Source organism: Capsulimonas sp. (assembly GCF_039929585.1).
Taxonomy (GTDB): Bacteria; Armatimonadota; Armatimonadia; order Armatimonadales; family Capsulimonadaceae; genus Capsulimonas.
The window spans coordinates 1-19,523 of sequence record NZ_JBDSQY010000224.1 but is presented as its reverse complement, the minus strand read 5'-3'; the positions used below and the strand labels follow the sequence as shown (position 1 = coordinate 19,523).

Sequence of the window (19,523 nt, the reverse complement as noted above, 5' to 3'; positions counted from 1 at the left end):
AAGAATAATACGTCGCAGGAAGGGAACACAACAATAACAAGTTAAAAATTATGTACTCGTACGTCTCAAAACTATTGACAACTACCGCCTGTCGAAAATATTATTGCGTCGCCACTTGATAAAATATGCTTGCAAATGTTTCATTATACTGGTGCAGGTGAAATACTCCCGACAACCGACGAGAACTTGTCAAGCCGAGCTTCGAAGAGTATTGAAGTTTTATCACTAGATAATCTCTCTCTAAATAGTCAACGTGAAGAAGCTATAAATGGTATTCTTGAAGGTATTGATGAAAATTCACAGGAAGACATCAAAAGAATTCTCCAAAATATTTTCGAGATTGATAGTAGAGGCCGATATACACCCTTTGCGACTACGATAGCATATATATTAGAAAAATATTATCTTGACGCTGAATTGAGTAGTTAAGAGCATTTTAGAGACATTGATTTTAGCTTATACCAGTTCTAGATGGCCTATGGCGGAGGGGTCCACCCGTTCCCATTCCGAACACGGAAGTTAAGCTCTCCTGCGCCGAAGATACTTGGTGGGCAACTGCCCGGGAAAATAGGACGCCGCCAGATTAATAATCAATCACGAAAGTGATGAACCAGAAACAAGAAAGCCTCTCAGGCATTGCCTGAGAGGCTTTCTTGCGTTTCGGCTGGTGCGATAGGCGGGAAAGTATATGAGAAAGAGAGGCTTGTGCTTTCTAGCCTTAGCTTTAATCTCTATTCTGAGAGCAATTCTCTGAGAATACGCCAACGATCAAGAGGAGAGCCATGCGGAACGGAACTCTGAGAAAGTTATCTGCCCTAGTCGCTCTGAGCATCGTCACTTCGACGCCCGCGAACATCAAGCCTGTAGCGGCGCAGGGCGTCTTTGATATGGGCGCTATGACGAATACTCTGTCTATGGATCATGTGACGCAATCAGAGCGCTCTCGCGCCAAAGCGTTATCACGCTCCATGCGTTCACAGTTCACCAAACCTGCGTCTGGGCCTCGTCGTGCGACTCGGGTGTCGACAACTTTTCATCCCAGCGCCGCTGTGAGAAAGCGCAACTATGCGCAGTTTGTTGCGAAGACCCGCGCTGTGGATCCCAAGAGCGCGGCGGATCTTCAGCATGCGTTCGCAACCCAAGATATCATTGGACAGCTGGGGCGGGAGATGGCGCGGTATGACCTGAGAACCAACGATGTCGCGGACGCTATGACAGTCTATTTGATTATTGCCTGGTATGGCGTTCGTGGCCGTGACGAGGATCCGCCTAAGCCTCAAGTGGCTGCGGTACGCAGGCAGATGGCGAATGCAATCAAATCTACGCCGCAATTTGCCTCAGCGACGGATGCTCAAAAGCAAGAAATGGCCGAAGCCATGCTCATTCATGCGGTGCTCGCAGGCCAGGCAGTGGCGGCCGCGAAGGCGAAGCCGGAGCATATGACCTCCGTAAAGGCGGCGATTGCCCAAGGAGCTACGACGGCTTTTGGGTTCGACCTGCGACGCATGAAGCTGACCGATAAAGGATTGCAGCTGTAGGGAGAGATGTGAAAAAGCTCTGCACTAAGGTATCGGCATTCAACAAACATGAACCAAAGACCAGCCCCCGAAAATTAACTCTCGGGAGCTGGTCTTGCTTTGTGTCGAATTGTGTTGTAGAGTAAATGTATCAGCTCTGCTACGTAGCCAGGACTCCAATAATGTCGCTTATAGCATCTGAGCAGGCGGTCTCACGTGAATTGAACGCTGGAGAAACTCTTTTATGGACTGGAAGGCCGGATCCGGTGCGATCGATGCGGTCAAGTTTGGGGCACTTTGTATTCGGCGTTGTATGGACTGCGTTCATAATCAACGCGATTGTGGTTTCTCACTCAGGCAATCGCGGCGAATCTGGATTAGGCAGGCTCTTTGGGATGTATGGCCTGATCTTCGACCTCTTCTTTGTTCCATTTATCTTGGCCGGCGTGTGGCTGTTATCTCACCCGCTGCTTACTTACCGGTTTGCGCTAAACACCATATATGCGATCACTAACAAGCGCGTCTTGATTATCTCTTCGGGAAGAAACAAGAAGGTTTGCACCTATTTCACGGACTCGATCAACATGCTGGAGCGAACAGATCACGCAAACGGAACTGGGACGGTAGCATTCAACCGAGATAGTGATGGAGATTCACACTCAGTAGATGCGGAGTTTGTTGGTATTCCGGATGCACGCGTGGTGGAAGAGCTGATACAGAAGACCTTCGACGCGCCGCGATAATCCCAGTATGGTAAAGTATTGCTATGTCGATTGAGATTATCCCCTATGCTGACCGCTGGCCTTCCGAGTTCCAGCTTATCGCGACTCCGCTGCGTGATCGGCTTGGCGATCTAGCGCTGCGGATCGATCATATTGGCTCCACGGCGGTCTGCGGGTTGCCAGCCAAGGACGTGATCGATGTGCAGGTCACGGTGAGGTCTCAGGACTCTGAGGATAGGATTGTCGACAGCATTTGCGCCTTAGGTTATGTTCACTTAGAGCACATTCGAGGGGATCATTTGCCTCTCGGCATGGACACGACTTCCGAGCGCTGGGTGAAGTTATTCTTTCTGACGCCACAGGGACAGCGCCGCGTAAATCTCCACGTTCGGGTTGCGGGAAACCCCAATCAGAGGTATGCGCTCCTGTTCCGTGATTATTTGAGGGCGAACCCAATAGCCGCTGAGGGGTACGCGGAAATCAAGCGGCAGCTGGCGCGCTATCATCCAGATGATGAGGATGCTTATTATGATGTGAAAGATCCTGTGTGCGACATCATCATGGCTGGTGCGGAGGTGTGGGCTGCCATCAACGCGTGGCGGCTTGGGTCTTCGGATGCTTAGATTGTGACACGCGATGCAGGGTGGGAACGGGGATGGCGCGGACATGGAAAAGGCTCCGACAGTGCATATTCGTGATGCACTGTCGGAGCCTTTTCTTGGCTACGCCTTCGCCGCTTGCGGCGAGAGGCTCTTGGTGGCTTTCAACTGCTGCGCGAGCCATCGGTATTTGTAGAATGAGCCGATGGCGTAGAGCTTGAGGGTTTTCGGGAGCTTGGCGGCTGGATCGCCGGCGAGCTTCATCGGGATTTCGTCCGTGTTGATACGGCCGTGCTGCGCGACATGGTCGTTGAACCGCTGGGTCTGTTCCCACCACCAGCAGCGCTCTTTCCAGCTGTCCGTGAGACGCTCCTTGAGACGCTCGATGACGGTGTTGTCCCACTTGAAGTGGTGGATCACCGCGCGGGGAGTCTCCCACTTCACTTTTTGCTCGAATGTCGGATCGTGGTTGCCGAATTTGACCGCGACGGTCGCCTTGCTGCACACAACCTTCATGGAGCGGCCTTGCAGCAGGACGCGTGTCAGGCGGTTCCCATAAGGGAATTGTTTCCAGAGCGGGATGTCGGGGTCGAACGCCGGCAGATTGCCGTTTTCGGCGATGCGGTCCAGGAAGTCGCCGCCCACACAGTTGACGCCGCGAGCGTCCCACTGGCGCGTCAGAACGTCCAGCGTGTCCCAGTACTGCTGGAGTTCATCGGAGTCCGCCCATACGATCCAGTCACTGGGCTGGCACATCGTCGATTGAATCTTGTCATGGTAAGCGCGGATCGCCATCGCATCGAACTTGCAGTCGATCTTTCCGCACCAATCCACACCCACGCTTTTTAGGGTGTCGGCCACCTCGGCGTGAATCCGCTCTTTGTCTTCCGGAGACAGATCGCTATCCACATGGGCCGAAATCAAGAACCGTTCGACGCCGATCTTGCGATAATGCGCGACGAACTGCGGCAGCCAATCGTGGCGCCAGGGATCGATCGTCATTATGAGGTTGATCATGCGGTCACTCCAAGACGTATATTCACTCTATAATAGTACCTCAACGTCATTCAATTTATGAAACAGAGTCAAATGGGGAAGGGTTCCAGCACAAAAACGGCCCCAGGCGTTTGCCAGGGGCCGCTTTCATGTCGATCAAATACGAGCTACGGCGTAGTCGTCGTGGTGGTGCTGGAGCCATCCGCAGGCGCTACCGTCGTTGTCTGTTCCGTTGTCGTGGTCGTCGAGGACGAGCCGGCATCGGCGGCCGGAGGAGCCGGGGGCGCTTCCGCTGCTGGAGCGGGGGGCGTCACGACAATGGTGTTATTGGTCGGCGGGGGGGGCGCAGGCTGCGGAACGACGATCGTTGTGGGCGGCGCGACTGGAGTGCTGACACCGCTCGGCATAGTGATCGGCGCGGGATCTGGCGCGGGCGCCGCGCTTGGAACGGTCGTGCGAACCGTGACATCCGCCTGCGGCGGAGTATTCGGCCGTGTGAAGTGGACGGCGGCCATGACGAACAAGATCAGGGCGACAATGCCCAGCAGAACGTAGAAGCCGGTCTTGCTATTGGTGGCTTCGTCGCGCTCTACGGCGGCATACTGCTGTGCGGCGTCTCGCTGTCCCACGGCGGCGTTCCGCTCGGCGGCGACGCGATTCCGATCGGCCAGAGCGACATCGCGCTCCAGGGCGGTCCCTGCGGCCACGTTCAGGGCGGCGTCCCGCTGGATCGTGCTGTCCGTCGCAACGTCCAGTGCGGCGTTGCGCTCAACGGTGCTGTCGGCTGCGATGTTCAAAGCCGCATTGCGCTGCGCGCGAAGGGCTTCCTTTTCCAAATCTGTCGCCATGTCTTCTCTCCTGTATAAAGTGCGTGGTTAACGTTTTGCCATCCGATGGCGTCTTGCGAAGACACACATAAGTGTGCAAGGCTATGCTGGAGGTTTACCCGATGCGTCGGTCCGCGAAACATCGTCGCAGGGATCGAAGATCAGTGGGTGAGATGCGAGAGGAGGGGATCGAAGACGTGCGAGACGATCAGCGCCGTGGTGACTCCCCAGAGAGCGATATTGATGAGGGTGGGGCGATCTTCAAGGATGACGGCGTCCGGCGACTCTCCGAGCATATGACGATGCATCAGATACAGATACCGAAAGATCCCGTAGATGACGAAGGGGATTGTCACCATCAGGTAGTGATGACGCGCCGCGGCATCTGACTCGATGGTGTAGAGCGAGTACGACATCAGGCAGCTGGAAGTCACGATGACGATCATTTGGTCCAGCATGCCCGACGTATACTCGTTCAAAATACGCCGTGTGCCCGTCGCGCCGCTGCGCTCCATCGCGATCAGCTCGGCGCGACGTTTGGAGAGGCCCAGAAACAGGGCCAGCATCAGCGTACAGAGGATCAGCCAGTTGGAGAGGCCTGCCTGGATCAAAACGACCCCGGCGATGGCGCGCAGCACGAAGCCCGCCGCCAGCACGAGCACATCGATGATGACGATATGCTTGAAGTGGAACGAATACCCCAGTGTCAGCAGGAAATACAGAATCGCGACAGCGCCGAACATGGGATTCAGCGCCACAGCTCCCCCCAGTCCGATAGCGCCGAAGATCACGGCGGCCGCAATGGCGACCTTGGGAGGAAGTTCACCGCAGGCGATCGGGCGCCGGCGCTTGCGAGGGTGACGGCGGTCGCTTTCCTGGTCCACCAGGTCGTTGATCAAGTAAACGACGCTGGAAAGCAGACAAAACAGAAGAAAGCCCCCTCCAACGAGCTGGAAGTCGTTGAGCGGGTGGCGCCGATCGAGAGTGAAAAGAAGCCCGGCGAGCACGAGGAGGTTTTTCATCCACTGCTTGGGGCGCATCGCGACGAGAAGCGCGAGTGGGACCGGCCGCCGTTTGTGCGGCCGGTCCTCAAGCGGAGTGGGAAGCGGTTCGTTCATGGGATCGGGCAAGCCCATACTTAGTCTTCGACCTTGATGACCACGGTCGACACGACAGGCTTCTTAATTCCGTCCACGTCGCTGACCGTCAGGGTCACCGTGTGCGTCTCGTTCGGCTTTGTGAACACTTTGGTGATTGACTGACCCGTCGCTTGCTCCGTGACGCCATCGGCGGCGTCGAAGTCCCAAGAATAGTGCAGCATCGAGGCGCCGCCTTCGGCCCGTGCTTTCAGAGTTACGGTGTCGTTGGCGGCGACATCCTGCATGTCTCCGGCCCAGGCGGTGATCGGCGTATTGTCATTGACGAGGCTGATCTTGCCGATGTAGGTGACCGAATAGCCGTCGCCGCTCACCATCACGCTCTGCAGCGGCGAGCTATCAGAACCGGCCGGGAACTTCAGCGCGCTGACCGGGATGCCGACGGGCAGCCAGGCCGTGCGGAGATCTTCTGTATCATCGACGGAGCCGACCCCGGGCACATCGCGTACGATGTCGTACTGAGCGCCATTGGCGAGCGTAAACAGGAAGCGAATATGGCTGACCGGCGGCTGCCATGGCTGATCCGCAGGATCAACCCCGCGCTGTGGAAAACCGCCGCCCGGGAAACCGCCAGGGCCTCCAGGAAAGCCTCCTCCTCCTGGCATAATGCTAGGAGAGCCGCCCCTGCCGCCGCCCCGTCCGCCTCTGCCGCGTCCTTGCATCAAATGAACCTGGGCGCCGCCGGTGTAAACCCCCGAGCGCACCCCTGGGCTATCTATGAACGACTGTGGCATTATCTGAGGCCCGCCGCCAAACCCACCGCCGCCGGGATAGGCGCCCCCGCCTGGGTACGCTCCGCCGCCCGGATAGGCGCCTCCGCCTGGGTACGCGCCTCCGCCCGGGTATGCGCCTGGTCCTCCGCCGGGATAGGCTCCTGGAACTCCATTTGTGTTATCCGATTCCGGAGCTGGGGGAGGAGGACTGGCTTCATCTCCGAAACGGATATAGAACTGCATGATCCGGTTCGTGGCAGGGGTTCGATCGCCCAGCTCGATTGGTTTGCTGAAGGTGATCCTGCCGCCGGAATAGAGACCGAAGGTGGTAATCTTGAGTGAGTGGGTATTTCGGTACGCAAGCTCGGTGGTGTCGGCTGCGGCGCCCGCGCCCCAGTTCTGGGTCGTGACGCCAAGCTGGGCCGCTGGCTGGCCGCTGTAGATCACGGTTTCCGAGGGATCGAGCTTCGCGACGACGAGGCCGCTGGGCGCATTGACCGGCGCGGGCTTTAGCTTCGCTGAAGGAAGCGGCAGTCTGGGAAGCGGCGTGGCGGCCGGCTTCTTAGGCTTCGCGGCCGAGGCCGGCAGGATCAGTGCGGCGGCTGCGAAAATGGCGGCGCCGCGGAGAATATTGGAACGTGTCATTGATTGCTCTCCCATGGGAAAGGACTGGAAAATGAGATTGATAGTAAACGATTTTTGATCGTGAATAACTTAGTGAATATCCCGAATCTGAACGCGCTGGATCTGTGTCGCGTGGCCGGTGTCCGGATCGACATCGGCGACAATGCCGCACAGAACGACTCCGCCTTCGGCGACTTCAAATCGGTTCGGCATCTGTGTGACGAACTTCTGGACGACAATCTCGGCGTTCATGCCGATGATGGAGTCCTGCGGCCCGCACATTCCGACATCCGTGATGTACGCTGTCCCTTTTGGTAGGATCCGCTCATCGGCCGTCTGGACATGCGTATGCGTGCCGACGACGACACTGGCTCTTCCATCCAAATAATACCCGAAGGCGGTCTTCTCCGAAGTGGCTTCCCCATGAAAGTCGAAAAAGGAGATCTTTGTCTGCCCCTGGAACGATTCCAGAATCTTATCGGCGGTGCGAAACGGATCGTCCAGCGCCTCCATAAAGACGCGTCCCATCATGTTGGCGACGCCGACGCGCACCCCGTTTTCCGCAGTAAATACGCGGTAGCCGCTTCCCGCCGTTCCCGGAGGGTAATTCGCCGGGCGCAGGATACGCGGCTCCTGGTCGAGATAGGGGACAATATCCCGACGGTTCCATGTATGGTTGCCGAGCGTAATCACATCCGCGCCGTTTCGCAGAAGCGATCGGGCGATCTCCGGCGTAATCCCAAGTCCTGCGGCGGCGTTCTCACCGTTCACGATCGTGAATTGAGGCGAGTACATTTCTTTCAGGGTCGGCAGCATTGTTTCCGCCGCTTCCCGCCCAACCTTGCCGACGACGTCGCCGAGCATTAAAATTCGCACGTTGTCCGTAACTCTTTCTAAGATCTCCCCCAGCTTGCGCCGGGAAAGACCGATCCATCTTGGTGGTATCGACCTGCCCTGTGCAGCCTCTATGGGCTACTTGGCGTAGTCGATGGCGCGTGTCTCCCGAATCACTGTCACTTTGATTTGACCGGGGAACTCCATTTCCTCTTCAATGCGCTTGGCCGCATCCCGCGCGAGCTTATGCGCCTGCACATCGTCCACGATCTCCGGACGGACCATCAGACGAATCTCGCGGCCCGCCTGGACGGCGTAGGTCTTTTCAACCCCTGGAAACGAGTCGGCGATTGTTTCCAGCTTTTGGAGCCGCTTGACATAGGACTCCAGCATTTCACGGCGCGCTCCGGGGCGGGACGCCGAGATCGTGTCAGCGAGCTGCACGATGACATCCTCGACCGTGTGGGGCGGAATGTCATTATGATGCGCGCCGGCGGCGTAGGCGGCCGCTTCGCTTTCGCCATACTTCAGCATCAGCTCCTGGGAGAGCAGGGCGTGCGGACCGTCGGCGTCGGGCACGATCTTGCCCATGTCGTGCAGCAGACACGCCCGCTTGGCGATCGTAATGTTCGCGCCAAGCTCCGCCGCGATCGTTGTTCCTACCAGACAAACCTCAATAGAGTGATCCAGCAGGTTCTGGCCGTAAGAAGTTCGGTACTTCATGCGGCCGAGCAGCTTGACGATCTCCGGATGCAGTCCGGTGACGCCCGATTCCATGACGGCGCGCTCGCCGGCTTCCTTGATGATGGCGTCGACATCTTCCTGCGCCTTGGCAACGATCTCTTCGATCCGTCCTGGGTGGATGCGTCCGTCAATGACGAGCGCTTCCAGCGCCAGGCGGGCGACTTCCCGGCGCACGGGGTCGAACGAAGACAACACGACGGCCTCGGGCGTGTCGTCAATGATGACATCCACGCCGGTCAGCGTTTCGAAGGCCCGGATATTGCGGCCTTCGCGGCCGATGATCCGGCCCTTGATGTCGTCGGACGGCAGGGGGACCACGGAGACGGTCGTTTCGCTCACATGGTCGGCGGCGATCCGCTGGATCGCCATGGTGACGATGCTGCGGGCGCGCTTGTCGCCTTCGTTCTTGGCTTCTTCCTCGATCTGCATGATCATCCGCGTCGCTTCGTGGCGCGTTTGATCCTCCAGCTCTTTGATGAGCGCGTGTTTCGCTTCCTCTCCGGTCATGCCGGAAACGCGCTCCAGTGCGTCCTGGTGGAGCTGGCGCAGGGCGGCTGCTTCTTTATGCTGACGGTCGATCTCACGCTCACGCGCACGCACGGATTCCCATTGCCGATCTAGCGCGCCGAGCTTTCCATCGAGCGTTTCTTCTTTTTGAGCCAGTTTCCGCTCAAATTTCTGCAGTTCCGCGTTTTTTTCTTTCAGTTCGAGCGCGCTCTCGTCGCGAAGCCGCTGTGCTTCCTCGCGGACTTCGAGCAGCGCCTCTTTATTGCGTGTCTCCGTATCTCGGCGCAGCTGCTCTCTCTCCCGATCGGTCTCCTGCGCGAGCCGATGGATTTTTTCTTTTTCCGGTTTGATCCAGGCAAAAAATAAGACGATTCCCCCGACCCCTAGTATGGCCGCAGGGACAATGACTTCCCACATATATTATCGTTCCCTCACCCCAAGATTTTGCTGAGGTTGAGCGGACGGTGATCGCTTGTTAATGACATACACATGTCACGTTCAGTCGCTTATCCGTCATCAGTACTGGCGGACTGATCCGTCTTATTTCACGATTGCCTACTCTTATTCCTGCTTTTCTGGATCTGGTTTTCCTGGTTTCCTTGCATCACGCATTTATTTTTGTCGTTATTGGGAGAATTATTGGTTGTGGGCTGTTTTAGTCGTCATCATCGTTGGCGTCAGTGAAGTCGTCGTCGGGCGCGGCGAAGCTTTCGTCGACGACGCGCTTGCACGTTTCCCAGCCAAATCCGCGGCGCTGGAGGAAGGCAAGCAGGCGCTGGCGCTCCGCGCGCTGGACTTCGGGATCACTGCTCAGCGCGCGTACTTTCTTGCGCGCGGCGGCGCGGGCGAGCGCGATTTCGTCATCGTCGGTGACCTCGGAGAGCGCCTCGCCGATGGTGTCTTTGTGGACGCCTTTTTGGTAAAGCTGGCTGGAGATGCGCCGGCGGCCGACGGGGCGTGATCCGGCGACGTTTGTTTTCGCCTGGACCCATTGCTTCGCGAACTGGGAGTCGTTCAATAAACTCAGCTCGCGCAGCTTTTCGATGACTTGAGCGGCGATCTCTTCGGGATATTCGTCTCGGCCGAGTCTGTCTCGTACTTCTTTTTCAGAACGAGCGCGGGTTTCGAGGTAGGTGAGGGCGGTTTCGGTGGCGCGGTGCAGCTCTTCCGCGCCGGCGATCTCAGTCAGCTTTTCGGGGGTGATCTCCTGGCCGATGCGCAGGCGCAGAGACGCGGCGACGCCTTCGCCGACGCCAATGATGAATTGGCCGTCGACGAAGACGTTGATTCGTCCGGCGCGTCGCTGCTGGGGCTCCAGCGCGGTGATGTTTGGCATACGCGCTGAGGGGTTACTCGTCTGCGCCGATGGCGCCGACGGTCAGGATCTCCGCGGATTTTTCATCGCCGCGAATGATCTTCTCAATTTCCACCATGACGTCGGGATGCTCTTCCATGTACTGCTTGGCGTTTTCGCGTCCCTGGCCGATGCGCTGATCGCCATAGGTGAACCAGGAGCCGGCCTTGGTGACGAGACCGAGTTCGACGCCGATGTCGATGATGCTGCCCGAGCGGGAGATGCCCTTACCGAACATAATATCGAACTCCGCCTGTCGGAAGGGCGGGGCGACCTTGTTCTTGACGACCTTGACCTTGACGCGGTTGCCGACCATGTCGGTTCCCTGCTTGAGAGTCTCGATACGCCGGACGTCCAGCATGACGCTCGCGTAGAACTTCAGCGCGCGGCCGCCGGGGGTGGTTTCCGGGTTGCCGAACATGACGCCAATCTTTTCGCGGATCTGGTTGATGAAGATCGCGGCCGTATTGGTCTTGGCGATGGAGCCGTTGAGCTTGCGCATTGCCTGCGACATCAGACGGGCCTGAAGACCCATATGGCTGTCGCCCATTTCGCCTTCGATTTCGGCCTTGGGGACGAGGGCGGCGACGGAATCGAGAACGACGACATCGACAGCGCCGCTGCGCACCAGTGCGTCCATGATTTCCAAGGCTTCCTCACCGTTGTTCGGCTGGGAAACCAGAAGCTTATTGATATCCACGCCCAGGTTGCGGGCGTATTCCGGATCGACCGAGTGTTCGGCGTCGACAAACGCGGCGGTCCCGCCCAGCTTCTGTGCTTCGGCGATGATGTGGTACGCGATGGTCGTTTTACCTGAGGACTCTGCACCGTGGATCTCCGTGATCCGTCCACGCGGCACGCCGCCGATCCCGAGCGCAAGGTCCAGAGCGAGCGAGCCTGTCGAAATCGCCTCGACGCTTTGCTTCGGCGACTCACCCAGCCGCATGACCGAGCCCTTCCCAAACTGCTTTTCCAGTTGAGACAATGCAATTTCCAACGCCTTATCTTTATCCAAAACTAGTCTCCTTATGTCTGCTGTTAATCAGTGTGAGAGTGATCGGCAGATAGTATCCGCGAATGATTCAGAACAAGTGTACGATCTATTATAGCATAACTCTTTCGAGAATGCCAATAGGAAATTTATTCGCAAGTTTTCTTGCAATTAGTAATTGCACATAGTTAATTAAATTTAGTATGTGAGCTTTGCTTATGGAGACGATTTGAAAGTGGAGTCTTCCGGAGCGATGAGCCACCGCCGCACGAGCGCCAGTGCAGCCTGCGCCGCGCGCTGACTCACATCCTGGCGCCGTCCTAGAAACTGGTGATGCTGTGAACTCACGCCGCCGTCCCATGCAAGGCCGATATAAACCGTGCCGACTGGCTTCTTTTCGCTGCCGCCGGTCGGCCCCGCGATTCCCGTCACGCTGACTCCGATATCGGCGCCGGCAGCGACTCGGACCCCTTCAGCCATCGCGCGCGCGACTTCATGACTCACTGCGCCATGCTTCGCGAGCAGCTCGGAGTCGACTCCGAGAAACGTCTCCTTCGACTCGTTGGAGTATGAGACAATACCCAAACCAAAGACTCTTGAAGAGTCGGGAATATCTGTAATCCGTTTGGAAATGAGTCCGCCGCTGCACGACTCCGCGCACGCGACTGTGCGTTTCGATTGCTGAAGAAGAGTCACAACGGCGTATTCCAGCGACTCCGAGTCGATCCCGTAAATCACATCGCCGAGTCGCGCACGGATCGCCGACTCGCGTGGTGAGATCAGCGCCATGGCGGCTTCATCCGTGGAGGCGCGCGCCGTGACCCGCAGATGCACTTCCCCGGTCTTTGCGTAGGGGGCGACGGTAGGATTGCTGTCCTCCATCAGGTCTTTGACCTTCTCTTCGACCGTGGATTCGCCCATTCCGATGATTCGCAGCACACGGGATTTGATGACGGCCTTCTCGCCGGATGTTTTTTCCGCAAAAAACGGCTCCACTGTCTCCTCCAGCATGGGAATCAGCTCATTGGGCGGCCCGGGAAGACAAATTCCGTACTTTCCGTCCTTTTCGAAGATCGCGCCAAGCGCCGTCCCATTATTATTGGGAATTCCGCGTCCTGAGGCCGGGATGTCCGCCTGCTTCATAAAATGTTCGGGGAATTTGTCCCAGCCGCGCCGTTTTCCCATCTCTGTGAGACGCTGTACATGTGCAAGGTCTGTGACGAGGGGGATTTCCAGGACGCTCGCCAGGGTTTCTTTCGTCAGATCGTCCATGGTCGGGCCAAGGCCGCCGATGGTAATGACGATGTCCGCTCGCTCCAGCGCCTGTTTGAGCTCGGCAGTCAAGCGGTCGATGTTATCGCCGACCGTGGAGCGATGGTAGATAGAGATGCCCTGCCGCGAGAGCGCCTGCGCGACGGCGGCGGCGTCGGTGTCGATGGTCTGGCCGAGAAGAAGCTCGGTGCCGACGGAGATTACTTCTGCAATCACGAAATACGCCTTTCATTATTCGCCGGCGAATAACAAGTGAAAATTATTCGTCGGCGAATGAAACCAGTCGAAGTCCGAAATTTAGCGAATGCGGTCGAGAATACCTTCGACTTCTTCCGGATCGGAGAAATCGATTGTCAGCGTGCCGCCGCCTTTGGGGGAGGGGCGCAGAGCGACTTTCATGCCGAACGCCGAACGCAAGCGGTCTTCGAGGGCGATCCAGTGAACATCGCGAGCTGGGGTGGGAGGCGTTTCTTCGATTTCACCGTTCTGAGTAATCTTCAGCGCCAAACGCCGCGTTTCGGCGACGCTCAGCTGATTGGCGATGACCTTCTCCCAAAGCTTCACGCGCTGATCGGGGTCCTGCACGGAGAGCAGCGCTTTTCCGTGCTCTTCGGTCATTTGGCCGTCGGAGATGCTGACCTGCATTTCGAGATCCAGCTTCAGAAGGCGCAGGGCGTTGGCGATCGTCGGCTGCGCCTTGCCGAGCTGGCGTGCGAGCTCCGTTTGCGTCAGTCCGAACTGATCGAGCAGCTGCCGATAGCCTTTCGCCGCTTCGATGGCGTTCAAGTCTTCGCGCTGAATATTCTCAATCAGAGCGACGGTGAGGGATTCTTCGTCGGTCAGCTCACGGACAATCGCCGGCACAAACTCAAGGCCGGCGCGTTTGGCGGCGCGGAAGCGGCGCTCGCCGGCGACGAGCTCGTACTTGTTCTTGCCAGAAGCGCGTACCATAATCGGCTGCAAAATACCATGCGCGCTGATCGAATTCGCAAGATCTTCCAGAGCGGTGTCATCAAAGGAATCACGCGGCTGAAACGTATTCGCCTTGATACTCGTGACAGCGAGGCGCTGAACTGTATCCTGCGGGTTGTCCGGCGTCTTCGATTCCTTAACTTCTACTGGTTTGACGCTTTCTTCCGCAGGCGGCGCGGCTGGGCGCGCCGATGGGGGAATCAGCGATGACAGGCCACGCCCCAGACGGCTTTTCTCTGCGGGCTTACTTCTTTCCAATACTCACTACCTCCTGGGCCAAATCTGCGTACGCCTGCGCCCCCTTGGAGCGGGGATCATAAAGGGAAATCGGTTGCCCGAAGCTCGGCGCCTCACTGAGCCGGACGTTGCGGGGAACGATCGTCTCGGCGACGATATCGCCGAAATACTCGCGGACTTCGCTGACCACCTGACGCGATACGTTGATCCGCTCGTCATGCATCGTCAAAACGACCATTCCGATGGCGAGACGCGGATTGAGATGCGCCTGAACCCGATCGACGATCGTCATGAGCTGTGAGATGCCTTCCAGCGCGTAGAACTCGCACTGGATCGGGATCAGCACGGCGTCGGCGCAGGTCAGAATATTCAGCGTGAGAAGACCGAGGGAAGGAGGACCGTCGATCAGAACAAAATCGTAGGAGCCCAAAATAGGCTTCAAGCTGCGGCGGAGCGTGCTTTCGCGCGATAGCTGCGAGAACATCTCCATCTCGGCGCCGCTGAGATCCAGTGTCGCCGGCGCGACATCCAGTCCGGGCACCGTCACGTCCTTCTGAACGATCTTTGCGATGGGGACATCATCCACCAGCACGTCGAACATCGACATCTCCAGGGCGCTTTTGTCGATTCCAAGCCCTGTTGTCGCATTGCCCTGTGGATCACAATCGACGACCAGCACACGCTTTCCAAGCTGGGCGAGACTTGCGGCGAGATTGACGGCGGTCGTGGTTTTGCCGACGCCGCCCTTCTGGTTGACGACCGCGTATACTTTGGTCTCTTTATTCAATGACACACTGCCCCTATCTGACGAACTCACAACGCCGTTCAATTCGGCATGGGATTGCGAACTCCCTGCATAGAGTATACACCATGGGAGACGTCAAAGAAAAAGGGATGATGACAAAGAAAAAGACGCATGAGCAAAAGCTCATGCGTCATTGTAAAGACCGAATATTACCGTGTATGCCGGACAAGTCCCGGTTTGTTTCAGCAGCTGGTCCTGCAACGGCCGCTAAACGATAAGCGCACTTAGCAGTGCGTCCATAATTTAACGGATTCGATCCGCCTGGGCTCGGCGCACCATCTGATCGGCGATATCGGCGCCGCTGACCTTATATGTGCCGTCCGAAATCTGCTTCTGCAGTTTCGTAACCAAGTCGTCCCGTGTCTCGGGCGCGGCGTTCACCGCCTGCATAGCTGCGGAGAGCGTTTGCGCCTGCGACGAGAGCTGTACTTCGGCCGCCGGGGTGCCTGTGGTTCCCGTCGGTCCGTTTTGCGGCGTAGCCGCGACGCGCGGAGCCGGTGTGATCGATGAGACCTGTCCTGCCCGCAGTGATTCGTTGTTAGAGATTTTCATTTTAATGCCCCCAAATTACCCTATACTTAGATAGACGACAGTGATGTCGGCCTATACAAACGCGGGTGGTGCGGCGGCTTGGCTGTCATAGCAGAGCATGTCGAGCTCAATGCGCGAAATGCGGAAATCTGCCGTAGACCCTTAGCTTTGCGTCCTCGCCTTTCGACGAGTTTGCCTTTGTTGTCGCTCCTTATCATCGCGACAATATCATCATCGGCATATGCCGGGAAAATCTTTAGTGCTCCGTTAAGATTATAGGCAAGAAAGTATTTTTTCCAGATGTCAATAATACCAGTTTTCACGTAAACCCGTAAAATCGCGGATCAGGAACCTCTTTTATGGTCAAAACGGCCCGATTTGATCCGCGCGCATACTAAATTTTTTGACCGTAGGTATCGAAATCGATTTCCGGCAGCTCCGAAACGCCTTTGCGTAGTGTTTGCTCCCATTGCTGATGGATTTCAATCAGATCCGGATCCTTGTCCGTCATGCGCCGGCGGTGGTTGATGTCCAGCTCGTCACGATGGTAGATGCAGATATCGATCGGGGCGCCGACAGTCACGTTGGAGCGCATTGTGGAATCGATCGAGATCAGCGCATACTTCGCCGCTTCTTCCAGTGGCGTTTCCTGATAGCGGATGCCGCGCACCAGGATCGGCCGACCGTACTTCACTTCTCCAATCTGCAAAAACGGGCTGTCTTCGGTGGCGCGCAGGGGGTTCCCCTGGGGGTAGATCAGATAAAGATCCGGCGGCTGTCCGGCGATCTGGCCGCCGAGCAGGAAGTGCACGTTGTAGCGCAGCTCGTCGCGCTCCAGCGCCGCGCGGTCCATCTCGGACACTCGACGCACCTGCTCGCCGATCTCACGGGCGGCGTCGTACATATTCGCCACCGACGCCAGGCCTTTACCCAGATCGAAATCGCGTCCGAGCAGCGTAATGATGGACTGGGTCAGAGAAAGGCTCCCGCTGCAAAGCAGGATAAAGGCTCGCTCGCCGGGAAGGACAAACGTATGCATCTTGCGCGTGACGTTGACCTGGTCATAACCGGCGTTTGTTCGTGAGTCGGAGGCCATTACCAGACCGTGGCGCGTGTGAATCCCCAAGCAATAAGTCATAAGTCGTTCCTAATTCTCCGTCGCGGCGAAGCCGCACTCTTTATTATGCCCCAGGAACGGCCTTGTTCCATACACTTGCGATACAGACATGCAGGCATGGGGCAATTATTTTATTTTTTGATGTAAATCGTAATGGCGGGATTGGCGTAAAGCATGTCATGCGGAAATGGCGTGATCTGCTCGCCAAACAGGCGATATCCTCCGAATTGCGCCCCTACCCGATAATCCGCGCGCAGAGCGCCGAAGTATTGTGCGGCGTCCGCATTGTTGAGACGCACGGCGTCCTGAGTGTCGTACTGGCTCAAGATGACGAAAGTAGGACGCTGCTGCTGTAAGAGGGTGACATCCCAATCCTTATCTTGATAAATAATTCTATTTACTTCCTGCGGTGGAGTGAGCTGTTTCCAGGCGCCGGGACGCGGCGCCGTGAAGTATGGACTGAGCGGCGCGGTCTGGAACCAGGGCATTGTAGGAAACATGGCCTGAGCGCCCAATGCCGACTGGCTTTGTGTCCACGCGATCGCGCGATCGCGCGGATCGGTCTGAGACATAGGAAGCAGTAAAATTATCGTCCATATAAAAGTAAGCGCGCTGGTGATAAGTGCGCTTGCTAAAATTAAACGCCTTTGACTTGCCGCCGTCGACTCACCAATCTCAGCGATCGCTCGTCCAGTCCACAAACACAGAAGAGGAATCAGCGGCAGAGCATAGCGTGCGTATCGCACGGCCGCGAGGCCGATGAGAAGGTAGTAGGGGAGGGCGAATGCGGCGAGGAGACCGTCGCCTTGAGCGCGTCTGCGGCCAGCCCACACAAGAGAGGCGAGAGCCGCCAGCAGCAGCGGCCATCCGAGGCCGGCGCTTAAGTTGGTGACGATATGGTAGATGAAACCGCTGCCGGTGTTGGTGAACGTGTCGCCGGGCTGCTGGGACACATGCAGCGCTTCATAGCGGATATCGGCGATAAACTTGGCGTTTTCCAGGATTGCGCCCGGGCATCCGGCCACGAACGCCGCTGCAAAGCCTCCAATGGCCGCCACAGCTCCCAACGCCGCCTGGCGCCGCTCGGAACGCCCACGCAGATAAAGTGACGCCAGCAGGGGCAGCAGAGCAAGCGCGAGGTTATACTTGGTCGCCGCCGCTAAACCGGCGAAGATCGCGGACCAAATGAGCGGCTTCCAGGAGAAACGCTCGCTTTTCAATAACCGTGCGGCGAAAAGGAGCGAAAGGGTCGCCCAGAACGTCCCCGGGACATCGACCGTCAGCCAGTGGGAGTGCTGCGCGTGCATCGGCGCGATTGCCAGCAGCATCGCCGCCGCAAGTCCCACTCGGCGGTTCCAAAGCGTTTGTCCAACTCCATAGATCGCCACAACTGTCCCCATACCCATAAGCGCGCTTAGTATTCTGCCGATCAGATACAATTGCGCGAACTGCTCCGGATGCGCCACCGGGTCGGGCGCCAGACTTGGCGCCGCCCCAAACATCACGGCGAGGGTATTTGCGAAGTTGACGAGGTAGAGTTGAAGGGATCCGTAATTGTAGAAGTGCGGGAGCAGCTTGCCTTGCAGAGAGTTCATCCCCAGCGAATACCCAAGAACGACGGTTTCATCGGGATGGTAGCTGAAATAGTGCGTTGAACTAGGAAGGCCCCAGCCGATGCCCCAGAGTCGAAGGGCAAGTGAAAGCAGAAGAATGGCCGCGAGAGCGAAGCGGGCGCGATGGCGTGCATACATACGAGCTTAATTCGGAGCGCGGGACGGGAAATCCTGCACCGCTCGCCCCTCAGCGCCAGCGTCACACTAATGTACGTTCTGCAGAATGAATTTGTCGGCGGTTTCAAAGACGAAATCGTTATCATTGCGAAAGAAATCGGAGTGATCGCTGCTCGTCGTTGTCAAACGCGTTACGGGGCCTCCAGCATTCGCGGCGAGGCGATCCGCCATTGCGTAGGGAACAAACTTATCGGCGTGGCTGTGGCCGATCAGCACGGGGCAGCGTACGCGTCGTATCTTCTCTTCACTGAGGAATTTGTGCTTCAGAATAACACGGATCATCGGAAGCGGCACGATGGGATACTGGCTATTCGCCATCTCGGCCATGCTTGTAAAGGCGCTGAAGGTCATCAGCGCCGCGCAGGGGTGCTTCGAGGCGAGATCGATTGCGACAGCGGAGCCGATTGACCATCCCGCGAATACCAGCTTCTTCGGATCCACATCTTTTCTGCCAAGCGCGTAACGGTATGCTGCGTCCGCAGCTGCGTAACATCCCGCCTCGGAAGCCGTCCCACCGCTCATGCCGAACCCCTGGTAATCGGGAACAATGACGTTGCATCCCAATCGCTGAAAGCGGCGAACCTGGTCCAAGCTGCTGGCGATCGATCCACCGTTCCCATAAAAATAGATCACTGTAGGGGAGTGAGCGTCATCAGCGCTAACCTGCCCATCAGACTTGAGGGCATGGGCGAAGATTGCTGCAATGTTTCCCTGCTTCATGGGAAGCGTTGTGCTTTCGCACCCTGGCGGCGGCGCTGAAACCCAGCCACCCTCTTGATATTGTGAGGCGGACCCCGGGAAGATCAGTTCGCGCTGATTGAAGTACAGATATGTCAGCAGCGCGATGTATATCAGACACGGAACCGCCAGAACGTTTACAAGAAACTGGATCACTCGTTGCTTTTTCGTGCGCGGCTTCTTTGATGTCATCCTGGTCATGTGATCCGTTCTTTCAAAAAAAGAATAAGATTTAGGACTTTCGCTTCGATTATCCTATACGGGCTTGCCTAACCCCCCAACTCGCTAAGGCTCGTTTCCCCCCTTCCCTGCAAGCCGCTTCCCTGCAAGCCGCTTCGCGGTGGGAAGTGGGTGCTGATAACTTAGAGCGACATAGCTCTTGACACTGGGTATTGGCCCCTCCGCCCCATCCTGGGGGACAAGAAATGTCTGCGATAACACTCTGCTCCCCAGGATGGGGACGGGGGCCGAAACCT

General features: G+C 57.3%; 19 protein-coding genes, 1 rRNA gene and 1 riboswitch. Of the genes, 5 read left to right on the top strand and 15 right to left on the bottom strand.

Annotated elements, in window-relative coordinates:
- Positions 1 to 135: 135 nt before the first annotated feature.
- From ABIZ35_RS16680 to ABIZ35_RS16660, 5 genes are all read left to right on the top strand, one after another.
- On the top strand, positions 136 to 429 hold the full coding sequence (locus tag ABIZ35_RS16680; protein WP_348221058.1) for a hypothetical protein: 294 nt from the start codon (positions 136 to 138) through the stop codon (positions 427 to 429).
- 37 nt (positions 430 to 466) lie between these two features.
- Positions 467 to 584, top strand: a 5S ribosomal RNA gene (gene rrf, locus ABIZ35_RS16675).
- A gap of 198 nt (positions 585 to 782) precedes the next feature.
- Positions 783 to 1,538 (top strand): DUF6683 family protein, encoded by a 756-nt coding sequence (locus tag ABIZ35_RS16670; RefSeq protein ID WP_348221057.1) that lies wholly within the window; start codon positions 783 to 785, stop codon positions 1,536 to 1,538.
- A gap of 161 nt (positions 1,539 to 1,699) precedes the next feature.
- Entirely contained in the window at positions 1,700 to 2,260 is a 561-nt protein-coding gene (locus tag ABIZ35_RS16665) for a hypothetical protein (protein WP_348221056.1), read from the top strand.
- Between the two features lie 23 nt (positions 2,261 to 2,283).
- A complete protein-coding gene (locus tag ABIZ35_RS16660; RefSeq protein WP_348221055.1) occupies positions 2,284 to 2,862 on the top strand; it encodes a GrpB family protein in 579 nt (192 codons plus the stop codon).
- 99 nt (positions 2,863 to 2,961) lie between these two features.
- On the opposite strand, the gene ABIZ35_RS16655 is transcribed toward ABIZ35_RS16660, so the two are convergent.
- The 15 genes from ABIZ35_RS16655 to ABIZ35_RS16585 all read right to left on the bottom strand — a co-directional run bounded on the left by ABIZ35_RS16655 (position 2,962) and on the right by ABIZ35_RS16585 (position 19,248).
- Positions 2,962 to 3,855, bottom strand: coding sequence for a glycosyltransferase family 2 protein (locus tag ABIZ35_RS16655; protein ID WP_348221054.1), 894 nt, complete (start codon positions 3,853 to 3,855; stop codon positions 2,962 to 2,964).
- A 146-nt stretch (positions 3,856 to 4,001) separates the two neighbouring features.
- Positions 4,002 to 4,682 (bottom strand): hypothetical protein, encoded by a 681-nt coding sequence (locus tag ABIZ35_RS16650; RefSeq protein ID WP_348221053.1) that lies wholly within the window; start codon positions 4,680 to 4,682, stop codon positions 4,002 to 4,004.
- Between the two features lie 140 nt (positions 4,683 to 4,822).
- Positions 4,823 to 5,797 (bottom strand): decaprenyl-phosphate phosphoribosyltransferase, encoded by a 975-nt coding sequence (locus ABIZ35_RS16645; protein WP_348221052.1) that lies wholly within the window; start codon positions 5,795 to 5,797, stop codon positions 4,823 to 4,825.
- A 2-nt stretch (positions 5,798 to 5,799) separates the two neighbouring features.
- Complete coding sequence (locus ABIZ35_RS16640) at positions 5,800 to 7,176, bottom strand: PKD domain-containing protein (RefSeq protein ID WP_348221051.1); 1,377 nt, start codon at positions 7,174 to 7,176, stop codon at positions 5,800 to 5,802.
- Between the two features lie 69 nt (positions 7,177 to 7,245).
- Complete coding sequence (locus tag ABIZ35_RS16635; protein ID WP_348221050.1) at positions 7,246 to 8,031, bottom strand: TIGR00282 family metallophosphoesterase; 786 nt, start codon at positions 8,029 to 8,031, stop codon at positions 7,246 to 7,248.
- Between the two features lie 96 nt (positions 8,032 to 8,127).
- Positions 8,128 to 9,657, bottom strand: a complete 1,530-nt coding sequence (rny, locus tag ABIZ35_RS16630; protein WP_348221049.1) for a ribonuclease Y — start codon at positions 9,655 to 9,657, stop codon at positions 8,128 to 8,130.
- Between the two features lie 238 nt (positions 9,658 to 9,895).
- Positions 9,896 to 10,576 (bottom strand): RecX family transcriptional regulator, encoded by a 681-nt coding sequence (locus ABIZ35_RS16625; RefSeq protein ID WP_348221048.1) that lies wholly within the window; start codon positions 10,574 to 10,576, stop codon positions 9,896 to 9,898.
- A 13-nt stretch (positions 10,577 to 10,589) separates the two neighbouring features.
- Positions 10,590 to 11,609, bottom strand: coding sequence for a recombinase RecA (gene recA, locus ABIZ35_RS16620; RefSeq protein WP_348221047.1), 1,020 nt, complete (start codon positions 11,607 to 11,609; stop codon positions 10,590 to 10,592).
- Positions 11,610 to 11,801: 192 nt separating this feature from the next.
- Positions 11,802 to 13,073 carry a competence/damage-inducible protein A gene (locus ABIZ35_RS16615; protein WP_348221046.1) on the bottom strand — a complete coding sequence of 424 codons (1,272 nt, stop codon included), beginning with the start codon at positions 13,071 to 13,073 and terminating at the stop codon, positions 11,802 to 11,804.
- An 81-nt stretch (positions 13,074 to 13,154) separates the two neighbouring features.
- Positions 13,155 to 14,087: a ParB/RepB/Spo0J family partition protein gene (locus tag ABIZ35_RS16610; RefSeq protein WP_348221045.1), complete on the bottom strand. Its 933-nt coding sequence runs from the start codon at positions 14,085 to 14,087 to the stop codon at positions 13,155 to 13,157.
- Positions 14,074 to 14,853: a ParA family protein gene (locus tag ABIZ35_RS16605; RefSeq protein ID WP_348221044.1), complete on the bottom strand. Its 780-nt coding sequence runs from the start codon at positions 14,851 to 14,853 to the stop codon at positions 14,074 to 14,076. Before ABIZ35_RS16605 ends, ABIZ35_RS16610 begins: the two co-directional genes overlap by 14 nt.
- Positions 14,854 to 15,114: 261 nt before the next feature.
- Positions 15,115 to 15,423 (bottom strand): flagellar biosynthesis anti-sigma factor FlgM, encoded by a 309-nt coding sequence (flgM, locus tag ABIZ35_RS16600; RefSeq protein WP_348221043.1) that lies wholly within the window; start codon positions 15,421 to 15,423, stop codon positions 15,115 to 15,117.
- Positions 15,424 to 15,492: 69 nt separating this feature from the next.
- Positions 15,493 to 15,609: riboswitch (cyclic di-GMP riboswitch) on the bottom strand.
- 187 nt (positions 15,610 to 15,796) lie between these two features.
- Positions 15,797 to 16,540 carry a peptidase gene (locus ABIZ35_RS16595; protein WP_348221042.1) on the bottom strand — a complete coding sequence of 248 codons (744 nt, stop codon included), beginning with the start codon at positions 16,538 to 16,540 and terminating at the stop codon, positions 15,797 to 15,799.
- 110 nt (positions 16,541 to 16,650) lie between these two features.
- Complete coding sequence (locus ABIZ35_RS16590; protein WP_348221041.1) at positions 16,651 to 18,270, bottom strand: glycosyltransferase family 39 protein; 1,620 nt, start codon at positions 18,268 to 18,270, stop codon at positions 16,651 to 16,653.
- A gap of 66 nt (positions 18,271 to 18,336) precedes the next feature.
- Positions 18,337 to 19,248, bottom strand: a complete 912-nt coding sequence (locus tag ABIZ35_RS16585) for an alpha/beta hydrolase (protein WP_348221040.1) — start codon at positions 19,246 to 19,248, stop codon at positions 18,337 to 18,339.
- Positions 19,249 to 19,523: the final 275 nt, after the last annotated feature.